Below are 25724 nucleotides of genomic sequence, written 5' to 3' on the forward strand. Positions count from 1 at the left end.
CGTTGCGGAGAGCTGTAAGACTGCCGTATAATGACTACTGTATTTTCAATGTCCCTCTGTGAAGGAGATGATGATATGCCGCAGAACGTATTGGTGTCCGTGCTGGGTGAAGGGGAATATCTGCCCCATCTGGTTCGTGCCATTCTGGAAAAAGAGGTAATCCCTGCGCGCAACTTGTTCCTGTCCTCTAAAAATCAGGTGGCTTGTCAGGCGGCTGAGGGCTATGATGCGCGCATCTGTGAGGATGACCTTTCCGCTGTGATGAAAAGCGAAATCGTTTTGGTAACAGCGTCCAAGCGCGAGATGCCGACCCAGTTGGCTATGATCTCCAGCAGTTCGCAGAAGCGTGTGGTTGTGAGTGTATGCGATAGCGAAAAGGTGGATTTGGCTTATATTGCCGATCGCATCGCAGCCGCCACTGAGCTGATTGCCGCGGTGCTGCATCGGGACGAGAACGGAAAACTGTATGCTACATATGAAATCAGCCAGAAAGCGCGTCTGTTCCTGCATCAGCCGTGCCGCGATTTGGTCAACGCCATGTGCGAGCGGATCAATGAAATGGGCTGAGTTCTAAAACGGTAAAACCGGGAATATGCTGTATCATGACCTTCCACGAGGGGGAGACGGATGAATAAGCAGCATATTCTCGGTTTTTTTGATGATCTGGTGCGCACGCCCGCATTTCTGTTTTTGTGCGCAATGTTTTTGTGCGGTGCGGTAGCGGGAGGACTGACCGGCCTGCGCGCCAGCGAAGGGGACAGCGCGGTAGAGCTGACAGCGTTTCTGGCGCAGCTGCCGGGACAGGCACTGAAAAGCATGTTGTGCGCGCTGCTGTGGATTGTGCTCGCGCCGCTGTGTGCGCTGCTGCGCCCGGCACCACTGTTCCTGTCCGCTGTGGTAGCCGCGCGCGGCTTTGTGCTGGCGCTGACGATGGCGGTCGGGCTGGGGCAGGAGGAAGGGGCGCTGCTGTCCCTTGGCATGGCGGCGCTGCCCGCGATGCTGGGTGTGCCTGCGCTGCTCGCCGCCTGCTCAATGGTGTGGCAGAGCGGGGAGGCAATGGGACGGTATTCGCTGCGCGCCTGTCGCGTACCGTTTGCGGTGTGTCTGTTGCTGGCGGCAGCGGGTGCGCTGTTGCGCGTGGTCTTTGCGCTGCTGTGGAACATATAGCAGGAGCCGGACGCATATGCGTCCGGCTCCTGTTCATTCTGCGGGGCAAAGCGGTGGGGAGAGGAGTGCCGCACTTGCCGGGGGATTGTCATACATACAGGTAGTCCGCCATGACAGGCTGTAAGCCGTGGGCCTTAATGGCCTGATAGACCTCGTCGACCGAGCGGTCGTCCGAAATCTCAAACTGCTCGTCGCCCTTGTCCTCGCCCGAGTGGCCGCCGATGCCGACGTCCACGCCCGCCGAAATCTTGGTCGCGGCAAGGCCGATGATGTGGTCGCGGAAACCCGCGCGCTCGCGTGTCGAGATGGTGATGGATGCGAACGGCATGAAGAGACGATAGGCGCACACGACCTGTAATAGCTGCGGCTCGTGTACGTCCTTGGGATTGATGGTGTCATTGTTGATAATCGGACGCAGACGCGGGCAGGAAAAGGCGATTTCCGCGTGCGGATACTTGCGCTGGAGGAGATAAGCGTGCAGACCGGTGGCAAAGGCGTCCTTGCGGAAGTCGGACAGGCCCAGAAGCGCCGCAAAGCCTACGCCGCGCATGCCGCCCATCAGGGCGCGCTCCTGCGCGTTCAGACGGTAGGGAAAAATGCGCTTGTGCCCGCCCAGATGCAGCGTTTGGTATTTGTCCGCATCGTAGGTTTCCTGAAAAACGGTGACGTAATCCACACCGCACTCGTGCAGGTAAGCGTATTCGCTGACGTTGACCGGGTAAATTTCGACGCCGATGACGCGGAAGTGCTGGCGCGCGAGCTTGACCGCTTCACCAATGTATTCCACGGGCGACATTGTGCGGCTTTCGCCGGTCAGCAGCAGGATTTCCTGCAAACCGGTTGCGGCGATGGCCTGAAGCTCCCGTTCGATTTCATCCATGTCGAGCTTGGCGCGGCGGATTTTGTTGTGGCAGTTGAAGCCGCAGTAGATACAGTAATTTTCGCAATAGTTGGCGATGTACAGCGGCGTGAACATCTGCACCGAATTGCCGAAATGCTTGCGTGTCTCCATCTGCGCGCGTTGCGCCATCTGTTCGAGGAAGGGCGCGGCGGCGGGGGAGAGGAGTGCTGCAAAGTCCTCGGGCTGGAGTACATCGCGGTTTAAAGCGCGCTGCACGTCAGCCGAAGTGTAGCAATCTGCATCGTAGGCGTTCATGCGGGCGATAACCTCGTCCTGAATGTCCGAGCCGATGTTGTCCATGCCGGGCTGGTAGGCCATGTGGTCGGTTTCGGCGGTGATATATTTTGCGGAGATAACCTCCGGCTTTGGTTCATACATGACAATACTCCTTTCTTGTTTTGTGCTCCCCACAAGGCGGTGCGGGCAATGCCGCTGCGCGCGGCGGGCGCACAAGAAGGGGACAACCTGCGGTTTTCTCCTTCTTGTGAATCATCCACTTTCCCTTGAGGGCGCGCTGCGCGCGCAAAGCAGGGTTCCGGTTTGCGCTTGCCGCCCGGTTTGCTGGTTAGAACAGCAAGGGCGGCTGCCACCCCAGAGGAGGTGCCTTAGTCGTGCAAAAAGCCGGTCAGCGGGGAGGAGGCCGCCGCGCTGTCGCGCACGCGGCCGAGTCCTGCGAGATACGCCGTGCGGCCGGCCTCAATCGCTTTTTTGAATGCCTCGGCCATCGCAGGAATATCGCCCGCCGTGGCGATTGCGGTATTGGCCATCACAGCCGCCGCGCCCATTTCCATGGCTTCGCAGGCCTGCGACGGGCGGCCGATGCCCGCGTCTACGATGATCGGCAGGTCAATCTCGTTAATCAGGATTTGAATAAACTCGCGCGTGGCAAGTCCCTTGTTGGTACCGATGGGCGCGCCGAGCGGCATCACGCAGGCCGCGCCTGCGCTCACCAAATCGCGCGCTACATTCAGGTCGGGATACATATACGGCATGACGACAAAGCCCTCTTTTGCGAGGATTTCGGTCGCGCGGATGGTTTCCTGGTTGTCCGGCAGCAGATATTTGCTGTCGCGCATGATCTCGATTTTGACAAAGTCGCCGCAGCCGACTTCACGCGCGAGCCGCGCGATGCGCACGGCCTCGTCCGCGTTGCGCGCGCCCGAGGTATTGGGCAGCAAGGTTACGCCCTTGGGGATGTAATCGAGGATGTTCGCCGTGCCGCCTTCATTGGCGCGGCGCAGTGCGAGCGTGATGATCTGCGCGCCTGCATGGTGTACGGCGGCGTTGATTAAATCGAGCGAATATTTACCCGAGCCCAGAATAAAGCGGGAAGTGAATTCATGCCCGCCCAGAATCAGCTTATCTTCCATTGTTTTTCTGTTCTCCTTTTTATCATATCTGGATATCTTACGTTTATGGGTCGGTATGTCCGAGCAGCAGCCGCAGCACCATGGTGGCCTGCTGCGCAGCGCAGACGGCGACGCGCGGCGCCATCAGGCCAACGCCGTCCGCGATGTCGCTGGTTCCGTCTCCGCAGACGTACAGCTGCCCGAAACGGCGCTTGGTGCGCATCTGGTTGGTCGAGCCATAGCCTGCCATGCCGTTGCCCGACACAATGGGGGTGTCCGGCAGTTCAGAGAGTAGTGTTTCAATCAGCATGGCTTTCTGGTCGGCGCGGTCGAATGCTTCGCAGACTACATCGCAGCCGGCAAACAGGCGCGCGGCATTGGCCGGGATGATGCGTTCGGTGTGTGGGTCGTATTGCAGATAGGGGTTGATAGCTTCGAGCTGCTCGAGCAAGGCCAGCGTCTTGGGGATACCGATGTCCTTCATCGTGTAGTGCTGTCGGTTGAGGTTGCTTACCGCCACCGTATCGAAATCGACCAGCACCAGCCGTCCCACACCCAGCCGCGCCAGATGCACGGCGATGTTAGAGCCGAGGCCGCCCAGCCCCGCGATGCCGACCGAAGCGTGGTCGAGCTTTTGCTGGATGTCCGCGCCGTGCCGCTCGACGAGCGCGGCGTGCAGTTCTTCTTTCGTCAGATACATGGTTTCAGCCTCCGCCGACGAATTGCACAATTTCAATCACATCGTCCTCGTGCAGCGCCTCTTGTGAAAACCGTGCGCGCGGCACAATTTGTCCGTTGCGCTCGACCGCGACGCGCTGTGGGTCGTGTCCGCGCTGTTCCAGAAGAGACAGAACAGTCATGTCCGGGGAACAGGTGTATATTTCGCCGTTTATCTTCATAAAATCCCTTCTTTCAGGCAATAAAAATACCCCGGTTTCACCATGCGGCAAAACCGGGGCATTGAGTTTTTGCGATGCGACAGCTTCCCTACGATGGTGCTAACCAACAGGTTCAAAAGGTTAGGCTCTCGCCCTCTCAGCCGCTCATCACGGCACCCTTGCTTGCAAATCCAGTATAGACCGGTGGAAAGAGGTTGTCAAGGCGCAAATTCTCTGCTACAATAAAAGAAAACAAATGTTCGATTGGAGGGAAGCCGTGTGGAGCGTACCATTTTGCATTGCGACTGTAATTCGTTTTACGCATCGGTAGAGACCTTGCTCGACCCGACGCTGGCCGATGGGCCGAGTGCGGTCTGCGGCGATCCGGAAAGCCGCCACGGCATCATCCTTGCCAAAAACGAAAAGGCCAAGACATTCGGGGTGCAGACGGCGGAAACCATCTGGCAGGCAAAACGAAAATGCCCCGATTTGCGGCTGGTTGCGCCGCACCGTGAGGAATACGTCAAGTATTCGCGCCGCTGCAACGAGCTGTACCTGCAATACACGGATTTGGTCGACCCATTCGGCATTGACGAGTCCTTTCTGGACGTGACCGGTTCGATGCACCTGTTCGGCACGGGTGAGCAAATCGCGGACGAGCTGCGCCGCCGCATGCGCGAGGAAATCGGGCTGACGATTTCGGTGGGCGTGTCGTTCAATCGCGCGTTTGCCAAGCTGGGCAGCGACTACAAGAAACCGGATGCGACGACCGTCTTTTCGCGTGAGAACTTCCGGGAGCGCGTCTGGCCGCTGCCGGCCAATGCGTTGCTGTATGTTGGCAGGCGCGCCGCCGCGCGGCTCGACGGGCTGGGCATACACACGATTGGCGACTTAGCGGCCTGTGAACCGGTATTTCTGCATAGCATTTTCGGCAAGCAGGGCGATATGCTGCTGCGCTATGCCCGTGGCGAGGATGACGAGCCGGTGCGCTCGTTTTATGCCGAGCGCGAGGTCAAGAGCGTGGGCAACGGCATGACCTTTGCACATAATCTGGTGGGGGAAGAGGCATGCCGCATGGGATTGACCGCGCTGTGCGATAACGTCGGCCGCCGCCTGCGGGCGCGCGGGATGGTGTGCCAAACCGTGCAGATCGGCATTCGGGACCCGGCGTTTCACAACCGCTCACGGCAAGTGACACTCGAGCAGCCAACCAATTCCACCCGCGTGCTGTTTGAAACGTCGCTTGCGCTGCTGCGCGCGCATTGGGCGATGGATAAGCCGGTGCGGCTGCTGTCGGTTACGGCCGCCAACCTGCTGCCGGAAAATCAAGCCTGCGAACAGCTTTCTCTATTTGATGGTCCGCAGCAGGCGCAGACGCGGCAGAAGCAGCGTGAGCTGGATAAGACCGTGGACGCATTGCGGCAGCGGTTTGGAAACCGTTCGGTGATGTTTGCCAACTCGGTGCGGAAAGACAAAAAAGGCGAACCGAAAGAACAAAAAAAGCCGTGAGCATGCAAAGTCTGCGAATCAGCGCTACCATGCCGGCCCTGATTGTTAAGCAACCGAAAGGGCTTGCTGCCCATTAACGTGCTATGCGTCCTTCAGAAAAGCCAGAAAAAACAAAGCTGTCAATGGTAGAGGGGGTATTGTTGTGTCAAAAAATACTTCAGCCCAAAAATAAGAGCGGGCATCTGACGATGCACCGCTCTGTATCAAACGGAATAAGTTCCAGCTTGGGGGAGCTGTTTACACAAGCCGGGACGATTCACTCGGGCTGTCTTTATTGTGATTCCTGCACCTGCTGACGCAGCTTATAGTGCATCAGCTTGCCGGTTGCCGTATGTGGCAACTCGTCAACAATGTGATAAATGCGGGGCCACTTGTAGGAGGACAGCATCGGGCTGTGCACGCAATAGTCCTTGAGTTCTGCCACGCTCAGGGTGTCATCCGACGGAACAACATAGGCCGCGACTACCTCGCCGCGCAGCTTATCCGGCACGCCGATGACCGCGCTTTCCGCGACCTTGGGGTGTTCGTTGAGTACCGCTTCAATCTGGGTGGGGTAGATGTTCTCGCCCGCGGACACAATCATGTCATCCTTGCGGCCGGACACAGTGATAAACTCATTTTCGTCCCACACGCCTACGTCACCCGTGTATAGCCAGCCCTTGTAGAACTTCTGTGCGGTCATCTCGGGATTGTTAAAGTAGCAGAACGCGCTCTTGGCGGGCGAGGAGATGATGATTTCGCCCGGCGTTTTGCCGTCGTGCGGCACGGTTTCCTCGGGCTCGGCGTGACTGCCGTCCTCGTGGATGGCGACCAGCCGCACCTCATCGTCCGTACACGAACGTCCGGCGGAGCCGGCCATATCCGGCAGGTCGAACGGGCGCAGGAAGGTATTCCAGAAGGTTTCGGTTGTGCCGTAGCCGTTGAAAATATTGGGAGTCAAAAGCTGCATGTATTTTTCACATGCGGCTTTCTCAAACGGCGCGCCCATTGTCACAATGCCGCGCAGCGCAGACAGGTCGGCGGGGGTGCGCTCCTGCGTGCGGGCGAGCATCGCGATGATGGTCGGCACACCGATGAGGAAGGAAATCTGATACGTTTCCGCATATTCCAGACAGCGCTTGGGTGCAAAATCGCGCAGAATGACGACCTCGCCGCCTGCATACAGCGTCGGGCACGGACCGCCCGCATGGATGCCGCCTCGGTGGAACCACGGGGTCATATTCATCGTGCGGTCGGTCGGGCCGAGCGGGAAGTGCATCATCACGTCATGCGCGGACAGCACTTCGTTGATATTGTTGATTGGCACGCCTTTGGGACGGTTGGTTGTGCCTGAGGTGTAAAGCCGCGTGGTTTCGTCATAGATGTGCGGCGAAAAATCGATGGGAGGGTTGGTTTCGGGCTGCCCGGCAACATAATCCGTATAGCGGGTATGGTCTGCGGGCGCGGTGGCGTCGCCTTTGTAATCGACCATGATGACACGGGCGGGCTTGTGTTCACACAACTCGAGCGCGCCGCCGGAGAGTTTGCCGAATTCTGCATCATAAAGGAACGCCTTGGGGCGGCTGTCGTCGATTACGAGCGCGATTTCGCCCGCGCCCTGCCGATAGTTGACCGGACAGGCAATGGCGCCGATCTTGTGCGCCGCCAGATAGCAGAACACAAACTCGGGCGAGTTGAGCAGAGTGAACATAACCACGTCATTTTTCCCCACGCCGTCCGTGCGCAGCGCATGCGCCAGACGGTTGGCTTCCGCGTTGAGCTGGGCATAGGTCCAGCGACGGCCGGAGAGAGGGTCGTGCAGTGCGGGGCGGCTGCCGAAGCGGGAGACGTTGCGCAGGAACCCGTTGAGATAGGTGAAGCGCGTTTCAAATGTCTCCCGGAACATGGTGACATCATAGGTATACTGATTTTGCAAAGTGGGGTTCGCCTCATTTCTGGTAGTTACAAACGATAATGCTGGAGTTTTGTCCGCCGAAGCCCAGCGAGTTGGACATCGCGGCGGAGATTTTGGCCGAGCGTGCTTTGTTGGGCACATAGTCAAGGTCACAGTCCGGGTCGGGAGTGGTCAAATGCAGCGTCGGCGGCAGGATACCGGTCTGAATTGCCTTGATGCAGGCAATTGTCTCGGTCAGGCCGCCCGCGCCCATCAGGTGACCGGTCGCGGATTTGGTCGAGGACACCGGAGGCGCGCTTTCCCGTCCGCCGAACACGGATTTCACCGCAAGCGTTTCTGCCTTGTCGCCCAGTGGAGTGGAGGTGCCATGGGCGTTGATATAGCCGATGTCGGATGGCTGCATGCCGGCTTTTTTGAGCGCCAGCTGCATGCAGCGCGCCGCGCCCGCACCGTCCGGACAGGGGGCGGTGACATGGTGCGCGTCCGAGGTGTTGGCATAGCCTGCAAGCTCCGCGTAGATGTGTGCGCCGCGTGCCAGCGCGTGCGCTTCGGTTTCGATCAGCAGCGCGCCGCCGCCCTCTCCGATGACAAAGCCGTCCCGCTCCGCGTCGAACGGACGGCAGGCGGTTTTGGGGTCATCGTTGCGGCGGGAAAGCGCCTTAGCCTGTGACAGGCCGGACACAACTATCGGACACAGGATGCTTTCGCCGCCCACCGCCAGCACGGCGTCCGCCTCGCCGGAGCGCAGCAGCATAGCGGCGGTCATGATCGCGTCGCCGCCTGCTGAGCAGGCAGTGTTGAGCGTCAGGCTCGGCCCGCGAATGCCGCGCGCAATCGCGATCTGCGCCGCGGCAATATTGCCGATGGTCATGGGCACAAAGCGCGGACCGACACGGTGACCGGCGTCATATGCTGCCTGTGTCTGCGCGACGGTAGTCACGCCGTCCATAGCGGTGCCCATGACGATACCGATGCGCTCCGCTTCCGGCTCAATGACAAGGCCGCTGTCCGCCAGCGCTTCCTGCGCCGCTACGAATGCAAACTGCATAAACGGGTCCATCGTGCGCGCAAGCGTTTTGGGCATATGCTCGGCGGGGTCAAAGCCCTTCAGTTCAGCGGCGATTTGCACCGGTAGGTTGGATGCGTCAAAGCGTGTGATTCGGTTGATGCCGCAATGGCCGGAAACCAGCGCCTCCCAGTAGGCCGAAACACCGATGCCAATGGGTGTCAGCGCGCCCATGCCTGTGATGACCAGTTTCTTTTCTTTCATAGTATTTCCCCATCTTAATATAAAGACTTCCACGCGTTTTTTGCGACAGTTTTGCACTGCCGTATAGCAAAACGGTGGATATTGATATATTTTTCTTATCTATTATACCAGAAAGTGGTGAAAAGTAAAAGTGCATTTCAGGTGAGGATTGCACGTTATGTAGTATTGTAGCCTGTGATTGTACATATATTCAGCAAATACGGGCCGGTGAAAACCGGTCCGCATGTTGCAGAGCAGAGCGTGGGAGAAAACCAGTCTGGCGTCAGGCTATTCTTCGATGGATAAGCGCTCGGTAATGATAGGTTTCATGGCGCTGCGGAGCGATGCGTGGGACAGCGGGCTTGAGAAGCATAAACGGGGCACGGTTTCCACCGCCAAAGGGTGGCAAACCATGCCCCGCATGATGCAAGAAAAGGAGGTATTTACTTTTCGTCGGGAGTATTGTTTTTTCCGATTTGCTTTGCTTTGCAAATCAGCTGTGTGGTGGTGCCCATCGGGCAGTAGACGCACCAGCTGCGCGGCTTGAACAGAATCATCGTAATAAAGCCAAGCAGTGTTGAGGTCAGCATCACACTGTAAAAGCCGAAAGCAAACTGCGAAACGCCGGGATGCAGCATCTCACCGTGATATGCCCACTGCCACGGAACCTTAAACGTCCACAGAAGGGTTACAACCTCCTTAAGATTGGACGCTCCCGCAAACACCAGATAGGTATTCCACAGCATTTGGAAGAACATGGCGAAGAAGAAAATGAGAAAACCATAGCGGAACCACTTGCTCTTCATCCACTTTGGGATATCCCGCTTGCGGGACAGACCAAAGCGGCCGCCCAGCAATCCCAACAGCTGGCCTCTGCCGCAATACCGGTTGCAGTAGCCCTTTGTGCCCGATGCAACCGAGATAATGAGCGGAATGAAAAAGCACAAAAGCCCCAGCCATGCAAACAGGATGTTGAAAAAGCCGAGTGTTAGGTACACCAAGGTTACTATCCACAGATAATCATACCATTTCTTTTTCATACCGTTACCTCCTGAATGGTAATAATCGATGCCGGGCACTCTTTGGCACATTTACCGCAGCCGACACATTTGTTGATATCCACTACTGCGTGAATTCCCTTGTATATAGTGATGGCATGCAGCGGGCATATCTTTGCGCAGCAACCGCATGCAACGCACTGTTCTTGTAAAACAGTAGCTTTGCGGGGTATTCTTTTTTCATTTGCCATGATGAAACCTCCAAGTTACAGAATATGTTTTCCTTACTGTCTGCATCAAGAGTGAGTTATGTTGCAGCATATGCGACACAATGTGCGTTTTGACTGCTTTTGCGGTCGCACTTATGGAAAATAGTATATCGGAAAAACGCCGCTGTTTCTGTGTGTCAATCACAGAAACGTCGGGTAACGGGGTGGCGGATTGATTGACCTGTGCCGTGAAATGTGTTACTTTATCGGTATCGGACATATAAACAATTAACTGCATATAAAGGAGATGGAGCGATGCTGCAAAACGAGTCCTGCGAGGCGTACCTCAAACAGTGCGCGTTCTGGGAGCATTTGGATGAAAAAGAAAAGCAGCAGCTGTGCGAGAATACGTTTTCTGCCCATTATCACAAGGGAGCCACGGTTCATGGCGGAAATACGGATTGCATCGGCGTTTTACTGGTGAAACAGGGGCAGCTGCGCACCTATATGCTCTCGGAAGAAGGGCGCGATGTGACACTGTATCGTCTATTCCCAGGCGACACTTGCATTTTGTCTGCTTCCTGCGTGCTGGATGCCATAACCTTTGATGTTTTCATAGATGCCGAGGAGGATACGGATGTTCTTTTGATAAATTCTGCGGTTTTTCATCAAATCGCCGAAGAAAATATCTATGTGAAATGCTTTGGTTATGAATTGGCGACCACACGTTTTTCCGATGTCATGTGGGCCATGCAGCAAATTCTGTTTATGGGCGCAGATAAACGTCTTGCGATCTTTCTGTGGGATGAAATCGCCAAGACGGGAAGCGACAGCATTAAAATGACCCATGAACAAATTGCGCGTTATATGGGAAGCGCACGGGAAGTGGTGTCGCGGATGCTCAAATACTTTGCCGGGGAAGGAATTGTTGCGCTTTCCAGGGGAGAAATCCGAATTATGGACAAAGAAAAGCTCCATAAGCTGATTTATGAGACGTAACACAGACACAACTCTTTCGATGCGGCAAAATGAACCGTCCCGGTTTGTGCGGAAAGCACAAACCGGGGCGGTTCAAACATAAGGGTGATGTGATGGTGTCAAAGGAAATATACGCAGCTTGCAATGCGTTATAAAGGCTTAGGGAGCGTCACTGCTTTTCACATCTCCCGTGTCGGAAATCCGCTCTGTTCCTGAAAGAGCGGGGGCGCCGGATCGCGGATAAAGGGATCGATAGAACCGTGATCCGCCGGGATATACCTTTACTTTTTCAAAGCCATGCTGCATCAGGATTCGGGCGGCGTTGTAAGCGCGCACGCCAATGGCGCAGAAGGTGATGATTTCCTTTTCGGGACTGAGCTCCTGCAAGCGGCTGCGTAGTTCACCCAATGGGATGTGAACGGCGTTGGGCACAGCATATGCCATGACTTCGGCGTTTTCACGCACATCCAGTAAAACAGCGTCGTCATTTTCCTTGGAAAGATCCCAGTTGGAAAACGTCACCAGATGACGCAGGACGTTTTCCGCGACAAAGCCCGCCATATTCACCGGATCCTTCGCAGAGGAGAACGGAGGTGCGTATGCCAACTCCAGATTTTTCAAGTCCCGAACGCCTGCGCCCAAACGCATGGACACAGCCAAGGTGTCGATGCGTTTGTCTACGCCGTCACGGCCGACAATCTGCGCACCGAAAATCTCAGATCCATCCATGGAGAAGAGCAGTTTCAACGTCAGCGGCACCGCTCCGGGGTAATAGCCGGCATGAGAATTTTGCGTTATGATAATGCTTTCGTAGTCTGTGCCTTTTTTCAGACCGAGCTTTTGCAGTGTTTTTTCATTTGCACCGGTAGAGGCTGCGGCCAGATCGAATACTTTGGCAACGCTTGTGCCTTGCGTGCCCTCATAGATTTCCTGCCCTCCGGCGATATTGTCTGCCGCAATGCGGCCCTGCTTGTTGGCTGGCCCAGCCAAAGGAACCATAGTGCGATTTCTAAAGGTGAAATCCTCTACCTCGATGACATCGCCAACCGCATAGATGCAAGCGTCCGAGGTGCGGAGCGATTCATCCACACAAATACCGCCGCGCTCATTGAGCAAGAGTCCGGCATCTTTCGCCAGCTGGCTGTTGGGGCGAACACCGATTGCCAGAATAACAATTTCGGCTTCCACCTTTTTGCCGCTGTTTAAAACCATGGTGACCGAATGATCGTTTTCTTCAAAAGCAGCTACGCCATCGCCCAGATAAAGGTCGACACCATTCTCGCGGATGTTTGCATGGAGCATGGCGGCCATTTCGGGGTCGAGCGGCGTCATGACCTGATCGGCGGCCTCGATCAAAGAGACGGTAAGGCCGACGTGGCGAAGGTTTTCAGCCATCTCCAGACCGATGAAGCCACCGCCGATGACCGCTGCTGTTTTTGCATACTGCTGCGTAACGGCCAAACGAATCCGATCGGTATCGTTTACCGTCCACAGCGTCTGAATACGTTCGGACGCAATACCGGGAATCGCAGGACGCAGCGGGGAAGAGCCGGTTGCTATCACCAAAGTATCGTAAGACTCCTCGTAGGTTTCACCGCTGTCCAGTCTCTTGACCGAAACGATTTTTTTATCCCGATTAATTGATACGACTTCATTTCGGACGCGGACATCAATGTTGAATTTCTTCTTCATCGCTTCCGGGGTTTGCACCAGAAGGGCGTTTCTCGACGCAATCACACCGCCTACATGATACGGCAAACCACAGTTGGCATAAGAGATGTAATCGCCCCGCTCGATTATGATGATTTGAGCGGTTTCATCTAACCTTCTCAGTCTGGCGGCGCAGCTGGCGCCACCGGCCACACCGCCAATAATTACAGTTTTTTTCATATGATGATCTCCTTACCCCATTCTCAATCGTCGTGCGCGGCAGTTCCGCAAAAACCAACGGAAAGGAACTCCTTTCCGTTGGTTCAGTTCAATACTTATCGTATCATGCTCATGATTGCTTCTTTGGGCTGAACACCGACAGACTGCTGCACAATCTTTCCGTTTTTCATGAAAACCAGTGTCGGAATACTCATCACGCCAAACTGACGCGCCAGCTCCGGCTGCTCATCCACATTGACTTTTCCGATTTTTACATCGGAAATTTCATCCGCAATCTTGTCGATGACAGGAGAAAGCATTTTGCAGGGGCCGCACCAGCTTGCCCAAAAATCAATGAGAACGGGCTGCTCGGAAGTCAGAACCTCAGAATCAAAATTTGTATTGGTAATGGTTAAAACAGACATTTTTAAGCGCTCCTTCATGTATCTTGTTGATGGTTATAGTATAGCCATCCGGTATGTCTGATTCTGTAATTCAGTCACAAAAAGAGAGAAGGGATTGAGGGCGCGAGTGTTTTAACAAATCCTCCAAGCGGGTGAGCGGAAGAAGGGGCGCAAAGAGCGTTTACGATTAGAACAAATTGGTATTTATTTTCTGAAAAGGGTTGACATATAAAATGCGGTACGCTATAATACCTGTAAACCAATCGAAAAAGTAGGTAATCATAGAAGGGGTGATTCGGTATGCAGAGCATTTTCTTTCATCTTCTGCGAAGCAACTTCCGCTGTGGACGAATGCTATACTCCCGGACTGACAAGATGGCCGGGCGCTTTGTAACGCCCACAACTTCCCTCTATTGTTGCTGAATCAGAGGTATTGCCATGTTGCGGTCCGGGAGCTGTTGCAAGTTTCCGGGCTTTTTCTTTGCCCAAATCAAAATAAAAACGTTGAAATGAGGTACATACCATGAATAACTATAAATTTGAGACCCTTCAGCTTCATGTTGGACAGGAGCAGCCCGATCCCGCGACCGATGCGCGTGCGGTACCGATTTATCAGACCACATCCTATGTGTTCCGCAACAGCCAGCACGCAGCCGACCGCTTTAGTCTGGCGGATGCCGGAAATATCTATGGTCGCCTGACCAATTCCACCCAAGATGTTTTGGAAAAGCGCATTGCGGCGTTGGAGGGCGGCGTTGCAGCACTGGCGACCGCATCAGGTGCAGCCGCGATTTCCTATACCATTCAGGCGCTGGCGCAGGCGGGGGAGCATATTGTCGCGCAGAAGACCATCTATGGCGGCACCTACAACCTGCTGGCCAATACACTGCCTCAGTACGGCATCACGACCACCTTTGTCGATGCGCATAATCTGGCCGAGGTGGAAGCGGCTATTCAGCCCAATACCAAGGCGATCTATCTTGAAACGCTGGGGAATCCGAACTGCGATATCCCGGATATTGATGCGCTGGCAGAGTTGGCACATCAGCATGGCCTGCCGCTCGTTATTGACAACACCTTCGGTACGCCTTATCTGATCCGTCCGATCGAGCACGGTGCGGACATCGTCGTACATTCCGCCACAAAGTTCATCGGCGGCCATGGAACTACTCTGGGCGGTATCATCGTGGACTCTGGTAAATTTGATTGGGCGGCATCGGATAAGTATGCCCCGATCAGCCAGCCCAACCCGAGCTATCACGGCGTGTCCTTCACCCAGGCTGCCGGTCCGGCGGCGTTTGTCACCTACATTCGCGCTATTCTGCTGCGTGATACCGGCGCGGCAATCTCGCCCTTTAATGCGTTTCTGCTGCTTCAGGGCGTTGAAACATTGTCACTCCGTATCGAGCGCCATGTAGAGAACGCCAAAAAGGTGGTTGCGTATCTGGCCAAGCACCCGCTGGTCGAGCATGTCAACCATCCGTCCCTGCCTGATCATCCGCAGCATAACCTGTATGAGAAATATTTTCCCAACGGCGGAGGATCGATCTTCACTTTTGCGATCAAGGGCGGCACGGCAGAAGCGCATCGGTTCATCGATAGTCTGCAAATCTTCTCCTTGTTGGCAAATGTCGCGGATATGAAGAGTCTGGTGATCCATCCGGCGACAACGACTCACTCTCAGCTTTCTCCCGAGGAGCTGGCAGATCAGGGCATTCAGCCTAACACGATCCGACTTTCCATCGGAACCGAGCATATCGATGACATCATCGCCGATTTGGAAAACGGCTTTGCCGCTGTCAAGTGAGAAAAGAGAAGCTGTGTCATAGGAATATGGGCACCCCAGCTATATTTTGGCGCGATATCTTTATGCCACCATGGCTTTGTGAAGGTTAGCGTCGCATACGGTATGGAGTCGAGATTCGGACTACACAGCGTCCCGGTCTGTCGCTTGGAACCACTGGTGCGACGCCGGGTTAAACAGCGCCGCCAGCAGGAGGAACAGGCGGCAAAAGCGGAACGCTCCCAAGAACTGAAAAAGGGGCAGCAAGAGAGAAGTAAGGCTGAAAAGCGGGTGTTTACCGCCGGAAAGCAAGCAGGGCTTCTCATGGCTGAGAAGGTGGAACGGCTGGATGCAGCCGCAGTCGGAAACATCCAGAAATTTCAAAAAGCATCTGGAAAAGTAAGGAGTAGAGTGAGTGTGCTTGCTCCAAGCATTAACTTTTTTAGAAAAATGTCGATACAGAAACTGACATCCGCTGAGACCCCCGCCGGGTTGTATCCCCTAATTGAGACAGAAAATGGGAGGAATTGCGCAATGATTGACCAAATGAAGGTGCTCAGAATCTGCTCCACCATCGTCAGCGCTGCCATAGCGCTATATGCAGTGATTTACGCTCTCTCCGGTAGCTGGCTGCTGGTTGCGATGCTTTTAGTGATGGGAGCCATACTGCTAATCCCGTGTCGGCTCCTGAACCGGCCTGAGACCATCCGTCCTTTGAGTTCCTTCATGGTGGTCTGGATTGGCATTGTCATCTTCGTCACGCAAATGTTTTCTCAAGAGCTGGCGCCGGGAACAGCTCTGTACGTCTGCTGCATGGCGCTTTCGGCGCTGTTCTTGTCCCGACCGCTGGTGCGGCTATCCTGCGTCAGCAACGTGGTGCTTTTCGTTGCCGAGTGCGTCATCCTCAGCGTGCAGAAGGGCCAGCCGATAGAGGCGCCCATGGTTTTGGGCGAGTGCCTGTTGGCAATTCTCGTGGCGTATATTCTTCTGGATCAATGCGTGAAGAACTGCAACTTCTACCTTACTGAGGCTAATACGCAGAAAGACTCCTCCACCCGTCTCCTTTCAGAGCTGGATGAAAAGCAGAAACAGAATCAGCAGGTTCTGGATAGCCAGCAACAGCTGCTGGCACAAATTGTTCAGGTATCCGCGCAAGTCTCCCAAGAGGCCAAAAGTCTGGCTGACCAGTCTGAAAATCTGGCTACCGGATCCACCAGTCAGGCGGCTTCCGTCGCCAATGTCTCCACAGCCGTGGAAAAAATTTACCAGCAGATTTCCGACACGGCCAGTCAGGCTGCCCAGGTGCGCAGTGCGTCAGAAACCATGCGCCGGAACGCTGGTGACGGCGACACCCAGGTTCAGGCCCTGCTTGCCTCCATTTCGGACATTGAATCCAGTGTGCAGTCCATCGAATCCGCTATCAATTCTATTCAATCCTTGGCGTTCCAGACCAATATCTTGGCGCTGAACGCTGCTGTGGAGGCGGCCCGCGCTGGCACATCTGGCAAGGGCTTTGCCGTGGTGGCCGATGAGGTTCGCAATCTGGCAAGCCACAGCAGCGAGGCTGCCCAGCAGATTATTGAGGTTCTCTCCAGTTGCCGGGATGCTGTCAGCTCTGGCAGCACTGTGGCCACACAGACCTCCGCCGTCATGGGACGGATTCGGGAGAGCGTAGAGACGGTCGCCGCCCAGTCCGTTCGCATCTCAGAACGGACTACCGCACAGTTGGATGCGGTCAATGGCATTAAGGAGGATCTGCAGCGTGTCTCCGATGTGGTTCAGTCTAACGCCGCCGCTTCTCAGCAGTGCTCCGCCATGGTGCGAGAACTATCGGAGCAGGCACATATGCTGGATAAGCTGAGCAAGGCATAATTTGAATAACATTTAAACCGCTAAGGGCAGCCGAGAAAATCGACTGCCCTTTTTCTATGCCTGCGGGCAGGAAGGAGCGACCACCCATGACAAAACCGAGAGAAAACCGGTGACAAACTGGCCGTAGGGATTGAGGACAGGAAGAAAAAGCGGCAATTTGAAAGCCGGGGAAAAAGGTGTTGCGGCAAAGCGATCCTAAGAGGAACGCAGAATGCACGGCGGGAAAAGCGAATAATCCTTTTGGAACAAAGGGCGCACTGATACATCCTTGCGGGTGTGTGCGCGCGTCGTCGCAAAGTCTGATTAGTCCGATTGCCTTCGTTTCTGCCTTGCGGCGAAAACTGCGTCCGCTCCATTGCGCCGCCTTTCCTCACAAAATAGTACACCTCCCCGGTGTTTGTGCTATCGAATGTTGCGATATAATGATATTTTGTTGAGAAATCGATATATTTGTGGTAGAATTATTTCTTGAGGGTGGATTGCAAAAGTAACTTCCAATTTGCACGATTTGCTTCCGGACTTCGAAAAGCCTTGCAAGATTAAATTCCGGGAAAGAAGCATTACCCCCTCAAACCCGGAAGTTAGTTTTACAAACAATACCGAAACCGGAATTTACTCTTGCAAAGGGAATTGTCTTTCCACAGAACCGGAAATGAAATTCTTTACATAGATCAGGTTCGGTTTCCCAAGTCCCTGTCGCTTGCGTTCTATCAGACCGCATTTCTTTTCCAGCTCATCCAGCAGCTTCACCGCTTTCTTTTCAGCACAGCCTAACGCACCTTTGATTTCTTCTATGGTGAATATGATATAGACACGGCCTTCCTCGTCCAGCCAACCGTTCCGGGCTGAGAGGTTCATGCGGTCAAGCAGAATACCGTAAAGCAGCTTGGCATCGGTTGATACATTCCAGAAGCAATCCTCGGTGAATAGCACCTTCGGAACACGGTAGAATGCGAACATCTCCGCTTGCTGCCCATAGAAATAATCATACGTCACTCATCCTCACCACCTCTTTCTGCGGGAAATACTCTTTTTTCAGAGGGGTTCTGCGGAAAGTCGTATCCTTCAGTTTGTACGGACATCTGACAAAATAGCAGAAGCGGTACTTCCATCGGGGCTGATAATACTCGCAGTCTTTGCAGCATTTCGGCTTGTCACGGCGATTGCGTTCATACTCATACATATCAACGCACCCCCACTTCCTTCATAATCTTCCTGGTACACCAGCCGATGCAGGGATGATCCCGCCCATAAGGACAACCTTCACATTCCGACTTCGGCTTTGGGGATACGGAGATTAAGTAGTAACATTTTTCTTCGCCCAGACAGCAGCCCGTTTTATTGTTTTTCCAGAAATGGCAGTAACGGCAGTCGTTTGGCTTGTCTGGGGAATAGACGATCTTACTCAAAAATCAAACCTCCAATCTTTCAGATTTACCCATGAATTTTGGACATAAAAAAAGAGCGTCTATCCATCCCCGATACAGGGGCAAATAGACGCTCTATGTACATGGTAATATTCAATTTTATTTCTTATAACGGCTTAGCACTCGGAACATCCGCCTTTTGTATTAGCAAGGTTTTTAGCACGATTTTTCGCCTAATTAGCTGGAAGGGCATTTTCATTAGCAAAAACGGCCCTTTTTCTGCTAATGATTAGCAGGATTTTTTGTCTTATCACAGCAGTTCGATTTTTTAGGGCTTGTCAAAAATCAGAATTTGAAGTAAAATTTGAAAACATAATTTCGTCTCAGCAATCACACTGGAATTTGTTAAAAAAGCCGAAAACCCTTGAAAACAAAGGCTTTCGGCGTTGTTTGCTGGCGTCGCTAAGAGGATTTGAACCTCCGGCCTACCGCTTAGGAGGCGGTCGCTCTATCCAACTGAGCTATAGCGACGTATGGCCATCTATGATTATAGCCCGACAAAAGTCGAACTGCAATCCCTTATTCAATTTTTCTCCGGTGGCCGTTGTAACGTAACCTTAGGAGGCGACCGCTCTATCCAACTGAGCTACGGGGGCTTATACAGAAATTATTCAATTTTGCAGGGCTCCAGGATTCGAACGATTCGATTTTTAGGAGGCGACCGCTCTATCCAACTGAGCTACGGGGGCTTATACAGAAAATATTCAATTTTGCAGGGCTCCAGGATTCGAACGATTCGATTTTTAGGAGGCGGTCGCTCTATACAACTGAGCTACAGGGGCATATACTTTATTCTGCGCCACGGGAGTGTGCAAAGTGCTGTTGGGTTGGCAAGTAGAAACACATCGCAGGCTATTTATTTATCTTACTGCATTTGAAATAAAATGTCAATCAAGCAGCGAGAGAAAATTAGAACAAAAAAAGGGTCAAAAACTTTGTGAAAAGAAAAACATTGCGTGTCGAATGAGAACATGCTATGATACAGTTATGTAAAATGGGGGAGTAGGTATAGTTTGACTCAATCCTCTGTTTTTCGGCTATAAGGAGGGCATATTTGTGAAACAAATGCATATCACCGAAACTGTGCTTCGTGATGCACAGCAGTCGCTGATCGCAACCCGTATGCCGTTTGATGACTTTGAAGCCGTGCTGGATGAAATGGATAAGGCCGGCTATCATTCTATCGAATGCTGGGGCGGTGCGACCTTCGACAGCTGCCTGCGTTATCTGAACGAGGACCCTTGGGAGCGCCTGCGAAAAATCAAGTCGCACATGAAAAATACCAAGCTGCAAATGCTGCTGCGCGGACAGAATTTGTTGGGATATCATCATTATTCGGATGATACGGTGCGCCGGTTTGTACGCAAGAGCGTGGAAAACGGTATGGACATCATCCGTATTTTCGATGCGCTCAACGATTTGCGTAACATCGAGACCGCTGTGGACGAGTGCCTGAAGGCGGGCGGACATGCACAGGGCTGTATCTGCTATACGCTCAGCCCGATTCACAATCTGGATATGTTTGTCTCACTGGGCAGACAGATCGAGCGGATGGGCTGTAATTCTCTGTGTATTAAGGATATGGCGGGTATCATGTCGCCGCAGGAGTGCTATGATCTGGTCACTGCGCTGCGGAAGAACATCCGGCTGCCCATCTATGTGCATACGCATGCGACGACAGGGCTGGGCTATATGACCTACCTCAAGGCCGCCGAAGCGGGTGCGGCCGGCATCGACTGTGCGACCTCCTGCTTCTCGGGCGGTACCAGTCAGCCTGCAACCGAGTCGGTGGTTTACGCACTCCGGCAAATGGGCTATGACTGCGGCGTCAATGCGCAGGAGCTTAACCGCATCAACAATTTCTTCCTGCCGATCAAGGATAAGTTTGCAGCAAACGGTATGTTCGATCCATATGTCCTGTCCACCAAGACGGATGCGCTGATCTATCAGATTCCGGGCGGTATGCTGTCGAACCTGGTGGCGCAGCTCAAGTCGCAGAATGCAATCGATAAGCTGGATGCGGTGCTGGATGAAACGCCTCGCGTGCGTGCTGATTTGGGTTATCCGCCGCTGGTGACGCCGCTGAGCCAGATGGTCGGCGTACAGGCGACCGTGAACGTTTTGCTGGGTGAGCGCTATAAGTCCATCGGCAAGGAAATAAAGAACTATATCAGGGGCGAATACGGAAAAGCGCCCGGTAAGATTAATCCGGAGTTGGCGCAAAAGGTGTTGGGCGATGAGCAGCCCATGACCGGCCGCTATGCGGAGAGTCTGGAGCCGGAGTTTGAGGTAGCCAAGGCGTATCTGGGCAGCCGTGCACGCTGCGACGAAGATGTGCTTTCTTTCATCGCCTTTCCGCAGCAGGCCGAGCAGTATTTCGATCGTCGTGAAAAAACCTTCACGGCAAGCTATTCGTTTAAGGAGGTCGGCTGATTATGGTTCGCGATCCTTTGAGTCAGTTGGATGCGCTGGTTGTGGCGTTATCCGGTTTTGTCATCGTGTTCCTCATGCTGGCATTGCTGTGGGGAGTCATTTTGGTCATTTCTCGCGCGGTATCCGGTATGGAGCGTCATCAGGTGCCCGCCATGTCTGCGTCGATGCAGGCGACCGCTTCGGCGCGTGGAGCAGCATCGGCTGCGGCATCGCCGCAGGTGGTGCTGGAGGGCATCGACGAGACGCAGGCGGCTTGTGTGATGGCGATTGTCAGCCATGAAACGGGCATCCCGATCGATCAGCTTGTGTTTAAATCCATCAAGGCGGTTTAAGGGGGAAATAAACGATGAAATATATGGTTACGCTCAACGGGAAACAGTATGAAGTGGAAGTGGAAAAAGGTTCAGTCAGTGCGGTAGCCGTTGGTAAAGCACCGGCTGCGCCGACGGCGGCACCGGCCGCGCCCGCTGCCGCTCCGGCGCCTGCCGCCGCCCCGGCATCTGCCGCGCCGGCAAGCGGTGAGGTCGTATCCGCGCCGATGCCCGGTACCATTTTAGATGTGCGCTGCACAGCGGGACAGGCTGTGAAGGCGGGTGACGTGCTGTTCATTCTGGAAGCGATGAAAATGGAAAACGAAATCTGCGCGCCGCATGACGGTACGGTAGGTTCGGTCAGCGTACAGAAGGGCGCGACGGTGGAAACCGGCGCGGCGCTTTGCACGATGTAACGGGAGGCGCAGGAATATGCAATTTTCGTTTATCGGTGCGCTGGGGGAGATTCTGGCAGGTTCGGGCTTTGCCGCGATGGCGGATGATCCGCGCAGCCTGATCATGATTCTGATTTCCTTTGTGCTGCTATATTTGGGTATTGGCAAGAAATTTGAGCCGCTGCTGCTGATTCCGATTGCGTTCGGTATGCTGCTGGCAAACTTCCCGATTACGGGTCTGCTCAATGCGCCGACGGCGACCTCCAGCCCGGGCATGCTGTGGGTGTTCTATCAGGGCGTGGAGCATGCGATTTATCCGTCAATTATTTTCCTCGGTATCGGCGCGATGACGGACTTTGGTCCGCTGATTGCGCGTCCGTCCTCGCTGCTGCTGGGTGCGGCGGCACAGCTGGGTATTTTCGCCGCGTTCCTGCTGGCGTTGGCACTCGGTTTCCCGGGCGCAGTAGCCGCCGCCATCGGCATCATCGGCGGCGCGGACGGTCCGACCGCCATTCTGGTTGCCTCGCGTTTGGCGCGTGATTATCTGCCCGCAATCGCTATTGCAGCGTATTCGTATATGGCGCTCATTCCGATGATTCAGCCGCCGCTCATGCGCTTGTTGACCACCAAGGAGGAGCGCGAGGTCAAGATGGAGCAGCTTCGTCCGGTTTCCAAGACTGAAAAAATCGTATTCCCGATCGCGGTAGCAACCGTGGTCATTCTGCTGATTCCGGATACCGCACCGCTGATTGGCATGCTGATGCTGGGCAATCTGCTGCGTGAGTGCGGCGTGACCGAGCGCTTGTCTGACACCGCGCAGAATGCGTTGTGCAACATCGTGACCATCTTCCTCGGCCTGTCGGTTGGCTGCAAGGCGGTTGCCAGCACGTTCCTGACGTGGGATACCATCAAAATCATCATTCTCGGCCTGATTGCGTTTATGTTCTCCACCATCGGCGGCCTGATTTTTGGTAAGATCATGTGCAAGCTGACCGGCGGCAAGGTCAATCCGCTGATCGGTTCCGCGGGTGTTTCCGCAGTACCGATGGCAGCGCGCGTGTCGCAGGTCGAGGGGCAGAAAGCCAATCCGGCCAATTTCCTGCTGATGCACGCCATGGGCCCCAATGTCGCAGGCGTTATTGGTTCTGCAGTGGCTGCGGGTTTCATGCTCAAGGTTTTCGGTGTATAAGAAAAATCAGTCCATGCGTCAAAGGACGCCGGTATGCTCCGGCGTCCTTTTTTTGCCCTTGTTGCGGTCTGATAATATCCAATGGGAAAGAAATCGATCGATTGTTGACAAAGAATGAAGAAATGCTATAATGAAATAAGAAATGAACAGGTGGTCTTTATTGTGCAGGTGTTAAAGGATGAACTTCGGCATAAGATTTTGCTGGAAGCGGAGCATTTGTTCTTGCAGCGGGGATACGACCGCACATCCCTGCAAATGATTGCGGATAAGGTCAATATCAGCAAGAGCAACTTGTATCATTATTTCAAAAACAAAGAGGAATTGTTTTATGAACTGACCGACGGGGCGGCGGCGGGACTGAAAAAGCTGATTTTGCGCTTGAAAGATAAGCGGTTTGATCTGCGTACCGGTCAGCGGGAATATCAGGTGCTGCTGACCGAAGAGGTCATTTCGCTGCTTCTGGCGGAAAAGTACGGGCTGCTGCTCATCATGGAGCAGTCCCACGGCACGCGGTACGAGGATCTTCGTAAGAGCATGATTGACCTGCTGGCGGCTAAGGCCGCTCCACTGCTTGCAGATGAGGATAACAGTATGCTGCTGGCGCAGATTATGGCCCGTAACTTGCTGGATGGCACCGTGCAGATTCTCAAAAACCGTGTTCGACCGCGCGAGGTGCGCACGAACCTCAATCGTCTGGTGGAATATCATACCAATGGCATCAATGCGCTGCTCAAGTGAGAGCAGCGCATTGTTTTTGTGTTATGCAGACGCTCTGATGGGACGGGCTGCAAACAACGACATAAGCCGCGTTCTACACGGCCGAGATGGCGCATAGATTGGGAGTAACGAAAGCGTCAACAGGTCAGGGGGGACGATGGTGAAAGGCTTACCAGAGGAGCGCACAATCCGGCTGGCACAATATATGATTCAGGAAGGAGCGACGGTACGACAGACTGCGGCGCAATTTGGCGTATCCAAGTCAACGGTACATAAAGATATTACCACGCGGCTGAAAAAGCTCAATGCGGTGCTGTACGAGCAAGTACAGGCCGTTTTACAGACCAATAAGGAGGAGCGTCATATTCGCGGCGGAATGGCGACACGGGAGAAATATCGGGCGCAAGCTGCCGATGTGCGGACGAAGAGAATGGGGGAAAAAAACAGCCATCCCTGAAGCATGGGATGACTGTATCGTGCTCATATCAGAGCAGCTTGAGTTCATGTGCGCAGGACGCACAGATGTTTTTGCCCTTGTAATGAATAATATCTTTTGCGTTACCGCAGAAGATACAAGACGGCTCATATTTTTTCAGAACAATCTGATCGCCGTCTACGTAAATTTCCAGGGCATCCTTGACGTCTATGTTCATCGTACGGCGCAATTCAATGGGCAATACGATACGGCCAAGTTCATCCACTTTTCGGACAATACCGGTAGACTTCATGTGTGAAACACTCCTTCATTTCTTTTCAGTCGAATCTTATATCACCAAAACCCCACAAGGGGAGCTTGGACAAAAGGGAGGGTTGTGCGGATGCTATCCGCAATTTGGGTTGTATTTTTGGTTTTGGCGCTGATCTGCGGCGCATTGACCGGACGGCTCGATGCGGTGACGACAGCGGTCGGCACCGGAGCCGGGGAAGCGGTCACGCTCATTATCAGCATCGCCGGTCTGATGTGCTTCTGGAGCGGCATCATGGAGCTGGTACAGGCATCCGGACTGGCGGAAAAGCTATCCCATATGCTGATGCCAATGCTGCGCCCGCTGTTCGGAAAAGCATCAGCGGATCGGGAAGCCATGGAGGCGGTCAGCGCCAACGTCGCGGCCAATCTGTTGGGATTATCCAACGCGGCCACACCGCTGGGTCTGCGCGCAGCAGATCGGCTGTATACCCTGGAGGGGCGTCACGGCTCTCCGGATACCGTCTTAACATTGATCACCTTAAATACAGCATCCATCCAATTGATTCCTTCTACTGTCGCTGCCATCCGTGCCGCATGCGGCGCTTCATCGCCCTTTGATATTATGCTACCTGTTTGGGGCGCATCCATTTTCTCGGTGGCGGTGGTGCTGATCAGCGGTAGGCTGATGCGACCGTGGTTCCGTGCGGGAAATTAGAGGGAAATGTTTGGTTGGATTACAATTTGTATTATTACATAAAGCAGACACAAAAGATGTAGAATTACCTGTTATTTCCAAAATTATTTTCCAAAATTTGAAATTAAGGTCAAAAATGATGGAAAGGAGTACGTAGAAGGGTTGTGCAGACAACACTAATCCCGATGCTGCTGGCAGCAATCGGCTTATACGCATTGTATAAACATGTAGATGTGTTCCCAGTATTCTTGCGCGGGGCGCAAAAAGGGCTACAGACAGCGGTGGGCATCCTACCCACGCTGGTGGGGATGCTGACGGTGGTCTATATGCTGCGGGCTTCCGGGGCAATTGATTTGGCAGCGGGCTGGTTGGCGCCATTGTTTGGGGTGTTTGGTATTCCCAAAGACTGTGTAGCACTTGCGCTGCTCAAACCGATCAGCGGCGGCGGTGGCCTTGCGCTGGGCAGTGAACTGATTGGGCGATATGGGCCGGACAGTTACATCGGTCGGGTCACAGCAGTGATGCTGGGGGCCTCGGAGACCAGCTTGTATACAATTAGTGTTTATGGTGGATACTTGGGATTGAAGCAAATGAGATATGCCATACCCGCCGCTTTATGTGCAGATTTGGCTGCATTTGCAACTTCTGCCGCATTAGTAAGATTTTATTTCCCACATGTTTAATATTATATCCTGTTTGTGGTGCTGTCAAGAATTATGCGCAAAAATGTTTGCAGATTCTGGCTGAATGAGGTCAGCCGGCAATAGAGACGTCTTCCAGAGCCGCCTCCAAGTGCTTCATATTCATGTA

The 25724-nt window shown here is 54.0% G+C and carries 27 protein-coding genes, 1 tRNA gene, 1 pseudogene and 1 riboswitch; of the genes and pseudogenes, 14 read left to right on the forward strand and 15 right to left on the reverse strand.

The genetic code is table 11. The annotated features are described in order from the left end of the window. Nucleotides 1-75 precede the first annotated feature (75 nt). Both ACTQ3V_RS06930 and ACTQ3V_RS06935 read left to right on the forward strand, forming a co-directional pair. Nucleotides 76-567 carry a hypothetical protein gene (locus ACTQ3V_RS06930; protein ID WP_441466870.1) on the forward strand — a complete coding sequence of 164 codons (492 nt, stop codon included), beginning with the start codon at nt 76-78 and terminating at the stop codon, nt 565-567. Between the two features lie 60 nt (nt 568-627). Next, nucleotides 628-1167, forward strand: coding sequence for a hypothetical protein (locus ACTQ3V_RS06935; RefSeq protein WP_441466871.1), 540 nt, complete (start codon nt 628-630; stop codon nt 1165-1167). A gap of 88 nt (nt 1168-1255) precedes the next feature. Here ACTQ3V_RS06935 and thiH read toward each other — a convergent pair whose 3' ends face one another. From thiH to thiS, 4 genes are all read right to left on the reverse strand, one after another. Beyond that, nucleotides 1256-2446, reverse strand: a complete 1191-nt coding sequence (gene thiH, locus ACTQ3V_RS06940; protein ID WP_441466872.1) for a 2-iminoacetate synthase ThiH — start codon at nt 2444-2446, stop codon at nt 1256-1258. Nucleotides 2447-2673: 227 nt separating this feature from the next. Next, entirely contained in the window at nt 2674-3438 is a 765-nt protein-coding gene (locus ACTQ3V_RS06945) for a thiazole synthase (protein ID WP_441466873.1), read from the reverse strand. Between the two features lie 43 nt (nt 3439-3481). After that, on the reverse strand, nt 3482-4117 hold the full coding sequence (thiF, locus tag ACTQ3V_RS06950; RefSeq protein WP_441466874.1) for a sulfur carrier protein ThiS adenylyltransferase ThiF: 636 nt from the start codon (nt 4115-4117) through the stop codon (nt 3482-3484). Between the two features lie 4 nt (nt 4118-4121). Next, nucleotides 4122-4316: a sulfur carrier protein ThiS gene (gene thiS, locus ACTQ3V_RS06955; protein WP_441466875.1), complete on the reverse strand. Its 195-nt coding sequence runs from the start codon at nt 4314-4316 to the stop codon at nt 4122-4124. Between the two features lie 67 nt (nt 4317-4383). Then, a riboswitch (TPP riboswitch) is annotated at nt 4384-4486 on the reverse strand. A gap of 88 nt (nt 4487-4574) precedes the next feature. On the opposite strand from thiS, the gene dinB reads away from it, so the two are divergent. Next, entirely contained in the window at nt 4575-5804 is a 1230-nt protein-coding gene (gene dinB / locus ACTQ3V_RS06960) for a DNA polymerase IV (protein ID WP_441466876.1), read from the forward strand. Between the two features lie 271 nt (nt 5805-6075). Here the strand turns inward: dinB and ACTQ3V_RS06965 are convergent, their stop codons facing one another. The 4 genes from ACTQ3V_RS06965 to ACTQ3V_RS06980 all read right to left on the reverse strand — a co-directional run bounded on the left by ACTQ3V_RS06965 (nt 6076) and on the right by ACTQ3V_RS06980 (nt 10196). After that, a complete protein-coding gene (locus ACTQ3V_RS06965; RefSeq protein WP_441466877.1) occupies nt 6076-7719 on the reverse strand; it encodes a class I adenylate-forming enzyme family protein in 1644 nt (547 codons plus the stop codon). A 13-nt stretch (nt 7720-7732) separates the two neighbouring features. Beyond that, the gene (gene fabF / locus ACTQ3V_RS06970; RefSeq protein WP_441466878.1) at nt 7733-8968 is read right to left on the reverse strand and encodes a beta-ketoacyl-ACP synthase II; all 1236 of its coding nucleotides are present in this window, start codon (nt 8966-8968) and stop codon (nt 7733-7735) included. 422 nt (nt 8969-9390) lie between these two features. Next, nucleotides 9391-9987, reverse strand: a complete 597-nt coding sequence (locus ACTQ3V_RS06975; RefSeq protein ID WP_441466879.1) for a 4Fe-4S binding protein — start codon at nt 9985-9987, stop codon at nt 9391-9393. After that, nucleotides 9984-10196: a 4Fe-4S dicluster domain-containing protein gene (locus ACTQ3V_RS06980; RefSeq protein WP_441466880.1), complete on the reverse strand. Its 213-nt coding sequence runs from the start codon at nt 10194-10196 to the stop codon at nt 9984-9986. The genes ACTQ3V_RS06975 and ACTQ3V_RS06980 overlap by 4 nt, the downstream gene beginning before the upstream one ends. A 273-nt stretch (nt 10197-10469) precedes the next feature. On the opposite strand from ACTQ3V_RS06980, the gene ACTQ3V_RS06985 reads away from it, so the two are divergent. Beyond that, nucleotides 10470-11153 (forward strand): Crp/Fnr family transcriptional regulator, encoded by a 684-nt coding sequence (locus ACTQ3V_RS06985; protein ID WP_441466881.1) that lies wholly within the window; start codon nt 10470-10472, stop codon nt 11151-11153. A gap of 138 nt (nt 11154-11291) precedes the next feature. Here ACTQ3V_RS06985 and ACTQ3V_RS06990 read toward each other — a convergent pair whose 3' ends face one another. Continuing rightward, nucleotides 11292-13022, reverse strand: coding sequence for an FAD-dependent oxidoreductase (locus ACTQ3V_RS06990; protein ID WP_441466882.1), 1731 nt, complete (start codon nt 13020-13022; stop codon nt 11292-11294). A 95-nt stretch (nt 13023-13117) separates the two neighbouring features. Further along, nucleotides 13118-13426, reverse strand: coding sequence for a thioredoxin (trxA, locus tag ACTQ3V_RS06995; protein WP_441466883.1), 309 nt, complete (start codon nt 13424-13426; stop codon nt 13118-13120). 502 nt (nt 13427-13928) lie between these two features. Here trxA and ACTQ3V_RS07000 point away from each other — a divergent pair. Continuing rightward, entirely contained in the window at nt 13929-15212 is a 1284-nt protein-coding gene (locus ACTQ3V_RS07000) for an O-acetylhomoserine aminocarboxypropyltransferase/cysteine synthase family protein (protein WP_441466884.1), read from the forward strand. Between the two features lie 120 nt (nt 15213-15332). Here the strand turns inward: ACTQ3V_RS07000 and ACTQ3V_RS07005 are convergent, their stop codons facing one another. Then, nucleotides 15333-15572: a hypothetical protein gene (locus tag ACTQ3V_RS07005; protein ID WP_441466885.1), complete on the reverse strand. Its 240-nt coding sequence runs from the start codon at nt 15570-15572 to the stop codon at nt 15333-15335. A gap of 150 nt (nt 15573-15722) precedes the next feature. On the opposite strand from ACTQ3V_RS07005, the gene ACTQ3V_RS07010 reads away from it, so the two are divergent. Then, nucleotides 15723-17060, forward strand: a complete 1338-nt coding sequence (locus tag ACTQ3V_RS07010; protein ID WP_441466886.1) for a methyl-accepting chemotaxis protein — start codon at nt 15723-15725, stop codon at nt 17058-17060. Nucleotides 17061-17708: 648 nt separating this feature from the next. On the opposite strand, the pseudogene ACTQ3V_RS07015 reads toward ACTQ3V_RS07010, so the two are convergent. The 3 genes and pseudogenes from ACTQ3V_RS07015 to ACTQ3V_RS07025 all read right to left on the reverse strand — a co-directional run. Continuing rightward, a pseudogene (locus tag ACTQ3V_RS07015) lies at nt 17709-18056 on the reverse strand (replication initiator protein A); the annotation flags it as partial. After that, on the reverse strand, nt 18046-18243 hold the full coding sequence (locus tag ACTQ3V_RS07020; RefSeq protein WP_075671632.1) for a hypothetical protein: 198 nt from the start codon (nt 18241-18243) through the stop codon (nt 18046-18048). The pseudogene ACTQ3V_RS07015 and the gene ACTQ3V_RS07020, both read right to left, overlap by 11 nt. Before the next feature lie 638 nt (nt 18244-18881). Beyond that, nucleotides 18882-18958 (reverse strand) — tRNA-Arg (locus ACTQ3V_RS07025). Between the two features lie 594 nt (nt 18959-19552). Here ACTQ3V_RS07025 and ACTQ3V_RS07030 point away from each other — a divergent pair. The 6 genes from ACTQ3V_RS07030 to ACTQ3V_RS07055 all read left to right on the forward strand — a co-directional run bounded on the left by ACTQ3V_RS07030 (nt 19553) and on the right by ACTQ3V_RS07055 (nt 23989). Further along, nucleotides 19553-20920, forward strand: coding sequence for a pyruvate carboxylase subunit B (locus ACTQ3V_RS07030; RefSeq protein ID WP_441466895.1), 1368 nt, complete (start codon nt 19553-19555; stop codon nt 20918-20920). A 2-nt stretch (nt 20921-20922) separates the two neighbouring features. Continuing rightward, nucleotides 20923-21252 (forward strand): hypothetical protein, encoded by a 330-nt coding sequence (locus ACTQ3V_RS07035; RefSeq protein WP_441466887.1) that lies wholly within the window; start codon nt 20923-20925, stop codon nt 21250-21252. A gap of 14 nt (nt 21253-21266) precedes the next feature. Then, entirely contained in the window at nt 21267-21647 is a 381-nt protein-coding gene (locus ACTQ3V_RS07040; RefSeq protein WP_441466888.1) for a biotin/lipoyl-containing protein, read from the forward strand. 16 nt (nt 21648-21663) lie between these two features. Beyond that, nucleotides 21664-22815 (forward strand): sodium ion-translocating decarboxylase subunit beta, encoded by a 1152-nt coding sequence (locus ACTQ3V_RS07045; protein WP_441466889.1) that lies wholly within the window; start codon nt 21664-21666, stop codon nt 22813-22815. A gap of 162 nt (nt 22816-22977) precedes the next feature. Next, nucleotides 22978-23553: a TetR/AcrR family transcriptional regulator gene (locus ACTQ3V_RS07050; protein WP_441466890.1), complete on the forward strand. Its 576-nt coding sequence runs from the start codon at nt 22978-22980 to the stop codon at nt 23551-23553. Between the two features lie 139 nt (nt 23554-23692). Then, nucleotides 23693-23989: a sporulation transcriptional regulator SpoIIID gene (locus ACTQ3V_RS07055; RefSeq protein ID WP_441466891.1), complete on the forward strand. Its 297-nt coding sequence runs from the start codon at nt 23693-23695 to the stop codon at nt 23987-23989. A 28-nt stretch (nt 23990-24017) separates the two neighbouring features. Here the strand turns inward: ACTQ3V_RS07055 and ACTQ3V_RS07060 are convergent, their stop codons facing one another. Then, nucleotides 24018-24260, reverse strand: a complete 243-nt coding sequence (locus tag ACTQ3V_RS07060; protein ID WP_441466892.1) for an AbrB/MazE/SpoVT family DNA-binding domain-containing protein — start codon at nt 24258-24260, stop codon at nt 24018-24020. Between the two features lie 90 nt (nt 24261-24350). Here ACTQ3V_RS07060 and ACTQ3V_RS07065 point away from each other — a divergent pair, with 90 nt between their 5' ends. Both ACTQ3V_RS07065 and ACTQ3V_RS07070 read left to right on the forward strand, forming a co-directional pair. Further along, entirely contained in the window at nt 24351-24935 is a 585-nt protein-coding gene (locus ACTQ3V_RS07065; protein WP_441466893.1) for a nucleoside recognition domain-containing protein, read from the forward strand. Nucleotides 24936-25078: 143 nt separating this feature from the next. Then, nucleotides 25079-25597 (forward strand): nucleoside recognition domain-containing protein, encoded by a 519-nt coding sequence (locus ACTQ3V_RS07070; RefSeq protein WP_441466894.1) that lies wholly within the window; start codon nt 25079-25081, stop codon nt 25595-25597. Nucleotides 25598-25724 lie beyond the last annotated feature (127 nt).

The sequence above is a fragment of the Candidatus Agathobaculum pullicola genome, assembly GCF_052117205.1.
Taxonomy (GTDB): domain Bacteria; phylum Bacillota; class Clostridia; order Oscillospirales; family Butyricicoccaceae; genus Agathobaculum; species Agathobaculum pullicola.

Coding starts and splice junctions, on each gene's coding strand:
- ACTQ3V_RS06930 (WP_441466870.1), top strand. CDS start 76: ATGCCGCAGAACGTATTGGTGTCCGTGCTGGGTGAAGGGGAATATCTG.
- ACTQ3V_RS06935 (WP_441466871.1), top strand. CDS start 628: ATGAATAAGCAGCATATTCTCGGTTTTTTTGATGATCTGGTGCGCACG.
- thiH (WP_441466872.1), bottom strand. CDS start 2,446: ATGTATGAACCAAAGCCGGAGGTTATCTCCGCAAAATATATCACCGCC.
- ACTQ3V_RS06945 (WP_441466873.1), bottom strand. CDS start 3,438: ATGGAAGATAAGCTGATTCTGGGCGGGCATGAATTCACTTCCCGCTTT.
- thiF (WP_441466874.1), bottom strand. CDS start 4,117: ATGTATCTGACGAAAGAAGAACTGCACGCCGCGCTCGTCGAGCGGCAC.
- thiS (WP_441466875.1), bottom strand. CDS start 4,316: ATGAAGATAAACGGCGAAATATACACCTGTTCCCCGGACATGACTGTT.
- fabF (WP_441466878.1), bottom strand. CDS start 8,968: ATGAAAGAAAAGAAACTGGTCATCACAGGCATGGGCGCGCTGACACCC.
- ACTQ3V_RS06975 (WP_441466879.1), bottom strand. CDS start 9,987: ATGAAAAAGAAATGGTATGATTATCTGTGGATAGTAACCTTGGTGTAC.
- ACTQ3V_RS06980 (WP_441466880.1), bottom strand. CDS start 10,196: ATGGCAAATGAAAAAAGAATACCCCGCAAAGCTACTGTTTTACAAGAA.
- ACTQ3V_RS06985 (WP_441466881.1), top strand. CDS start 10,470: ATGCTGCAAAACGAGTCCTGCGAGGCGTACCTCAAACAGTGCGCGTTC.
- ACTQ3V_RS06990 (WP_441466882.1), bottom strand. CDS start 13,022: ATGAAAAAAACTGTAATTATTGGCGGTGTGGCCGGTGGCGCCAGCTGC.
- trxA (WP_441466883.1), bottom strand. CDS start 13,426: ATGTCTGTTTTAACCATTACCAATACAAATTTTGATTCTGAGGTTCTG.
- ACTQ3V_RS07000 (WP_441466884.1), top strand. CDS start 13,929: ATGAATAACTATAAATTTGAGACCCTTCAGCTTCATGTTGGACAGGAG.
- ACTQ3V_RS07010 (WP_441466886.1), top strand. CDS start 15,723: ATGATTGACCAAATGAAGGTGCTCAGAATCTGCTCCACCATCGTCAGC.
- ACTQ3V_RS07020 (WP_075671632.1), bottom strand. CDS start 18,243: ATGTATGAGTATGAACGCAATCGCCGTGACAAGCCGAAATGCTGCAAA.
- ACTQ3V_RS07030 (WP_441466895.1), top strand. CDS start 19,553: ATGCATATCACCGAAACTGTGCTTCGTGATGCACAGCAGTCGCTGATC.
- ACTQ3V_RS07035 (WP_441466887.1), top strand. CDS start 20,923: ATGGTTCGCGATCCTTTGAGTCAGTTGGATGCGCTGGTTGTGGCGTTA.
- ACTQ3V_RS07040 (WP_441466888.1), top strand. CDS start 21,267: ATGAAATATATGGTTACGCTCAACGGGAAACAGTATGAAGTGGAAGTG.
- ACTQ3V_RS07045 (WP_441466889.1), top strand. CDS start 21,664: ATGCAATTTTCGTTTATCGGTGCGCTGGGGGAGATTCTGGCAGGTTCG.
- ACTQ3V_RS07060 (WP_441466892.1), bottom strand. CDS start 24,260: ATGAAGTCTACCGGTATTGTCCGAAAAGTGGATGAACTTGGCCGTATC.
- ACTQ3V_RS07065 (WP_441466893.1), top strand. CDS start 24,351: ATGCTATCCGCAATTTGGGTTGTATTTTTGGTTTTGGCGCTGATCTGC.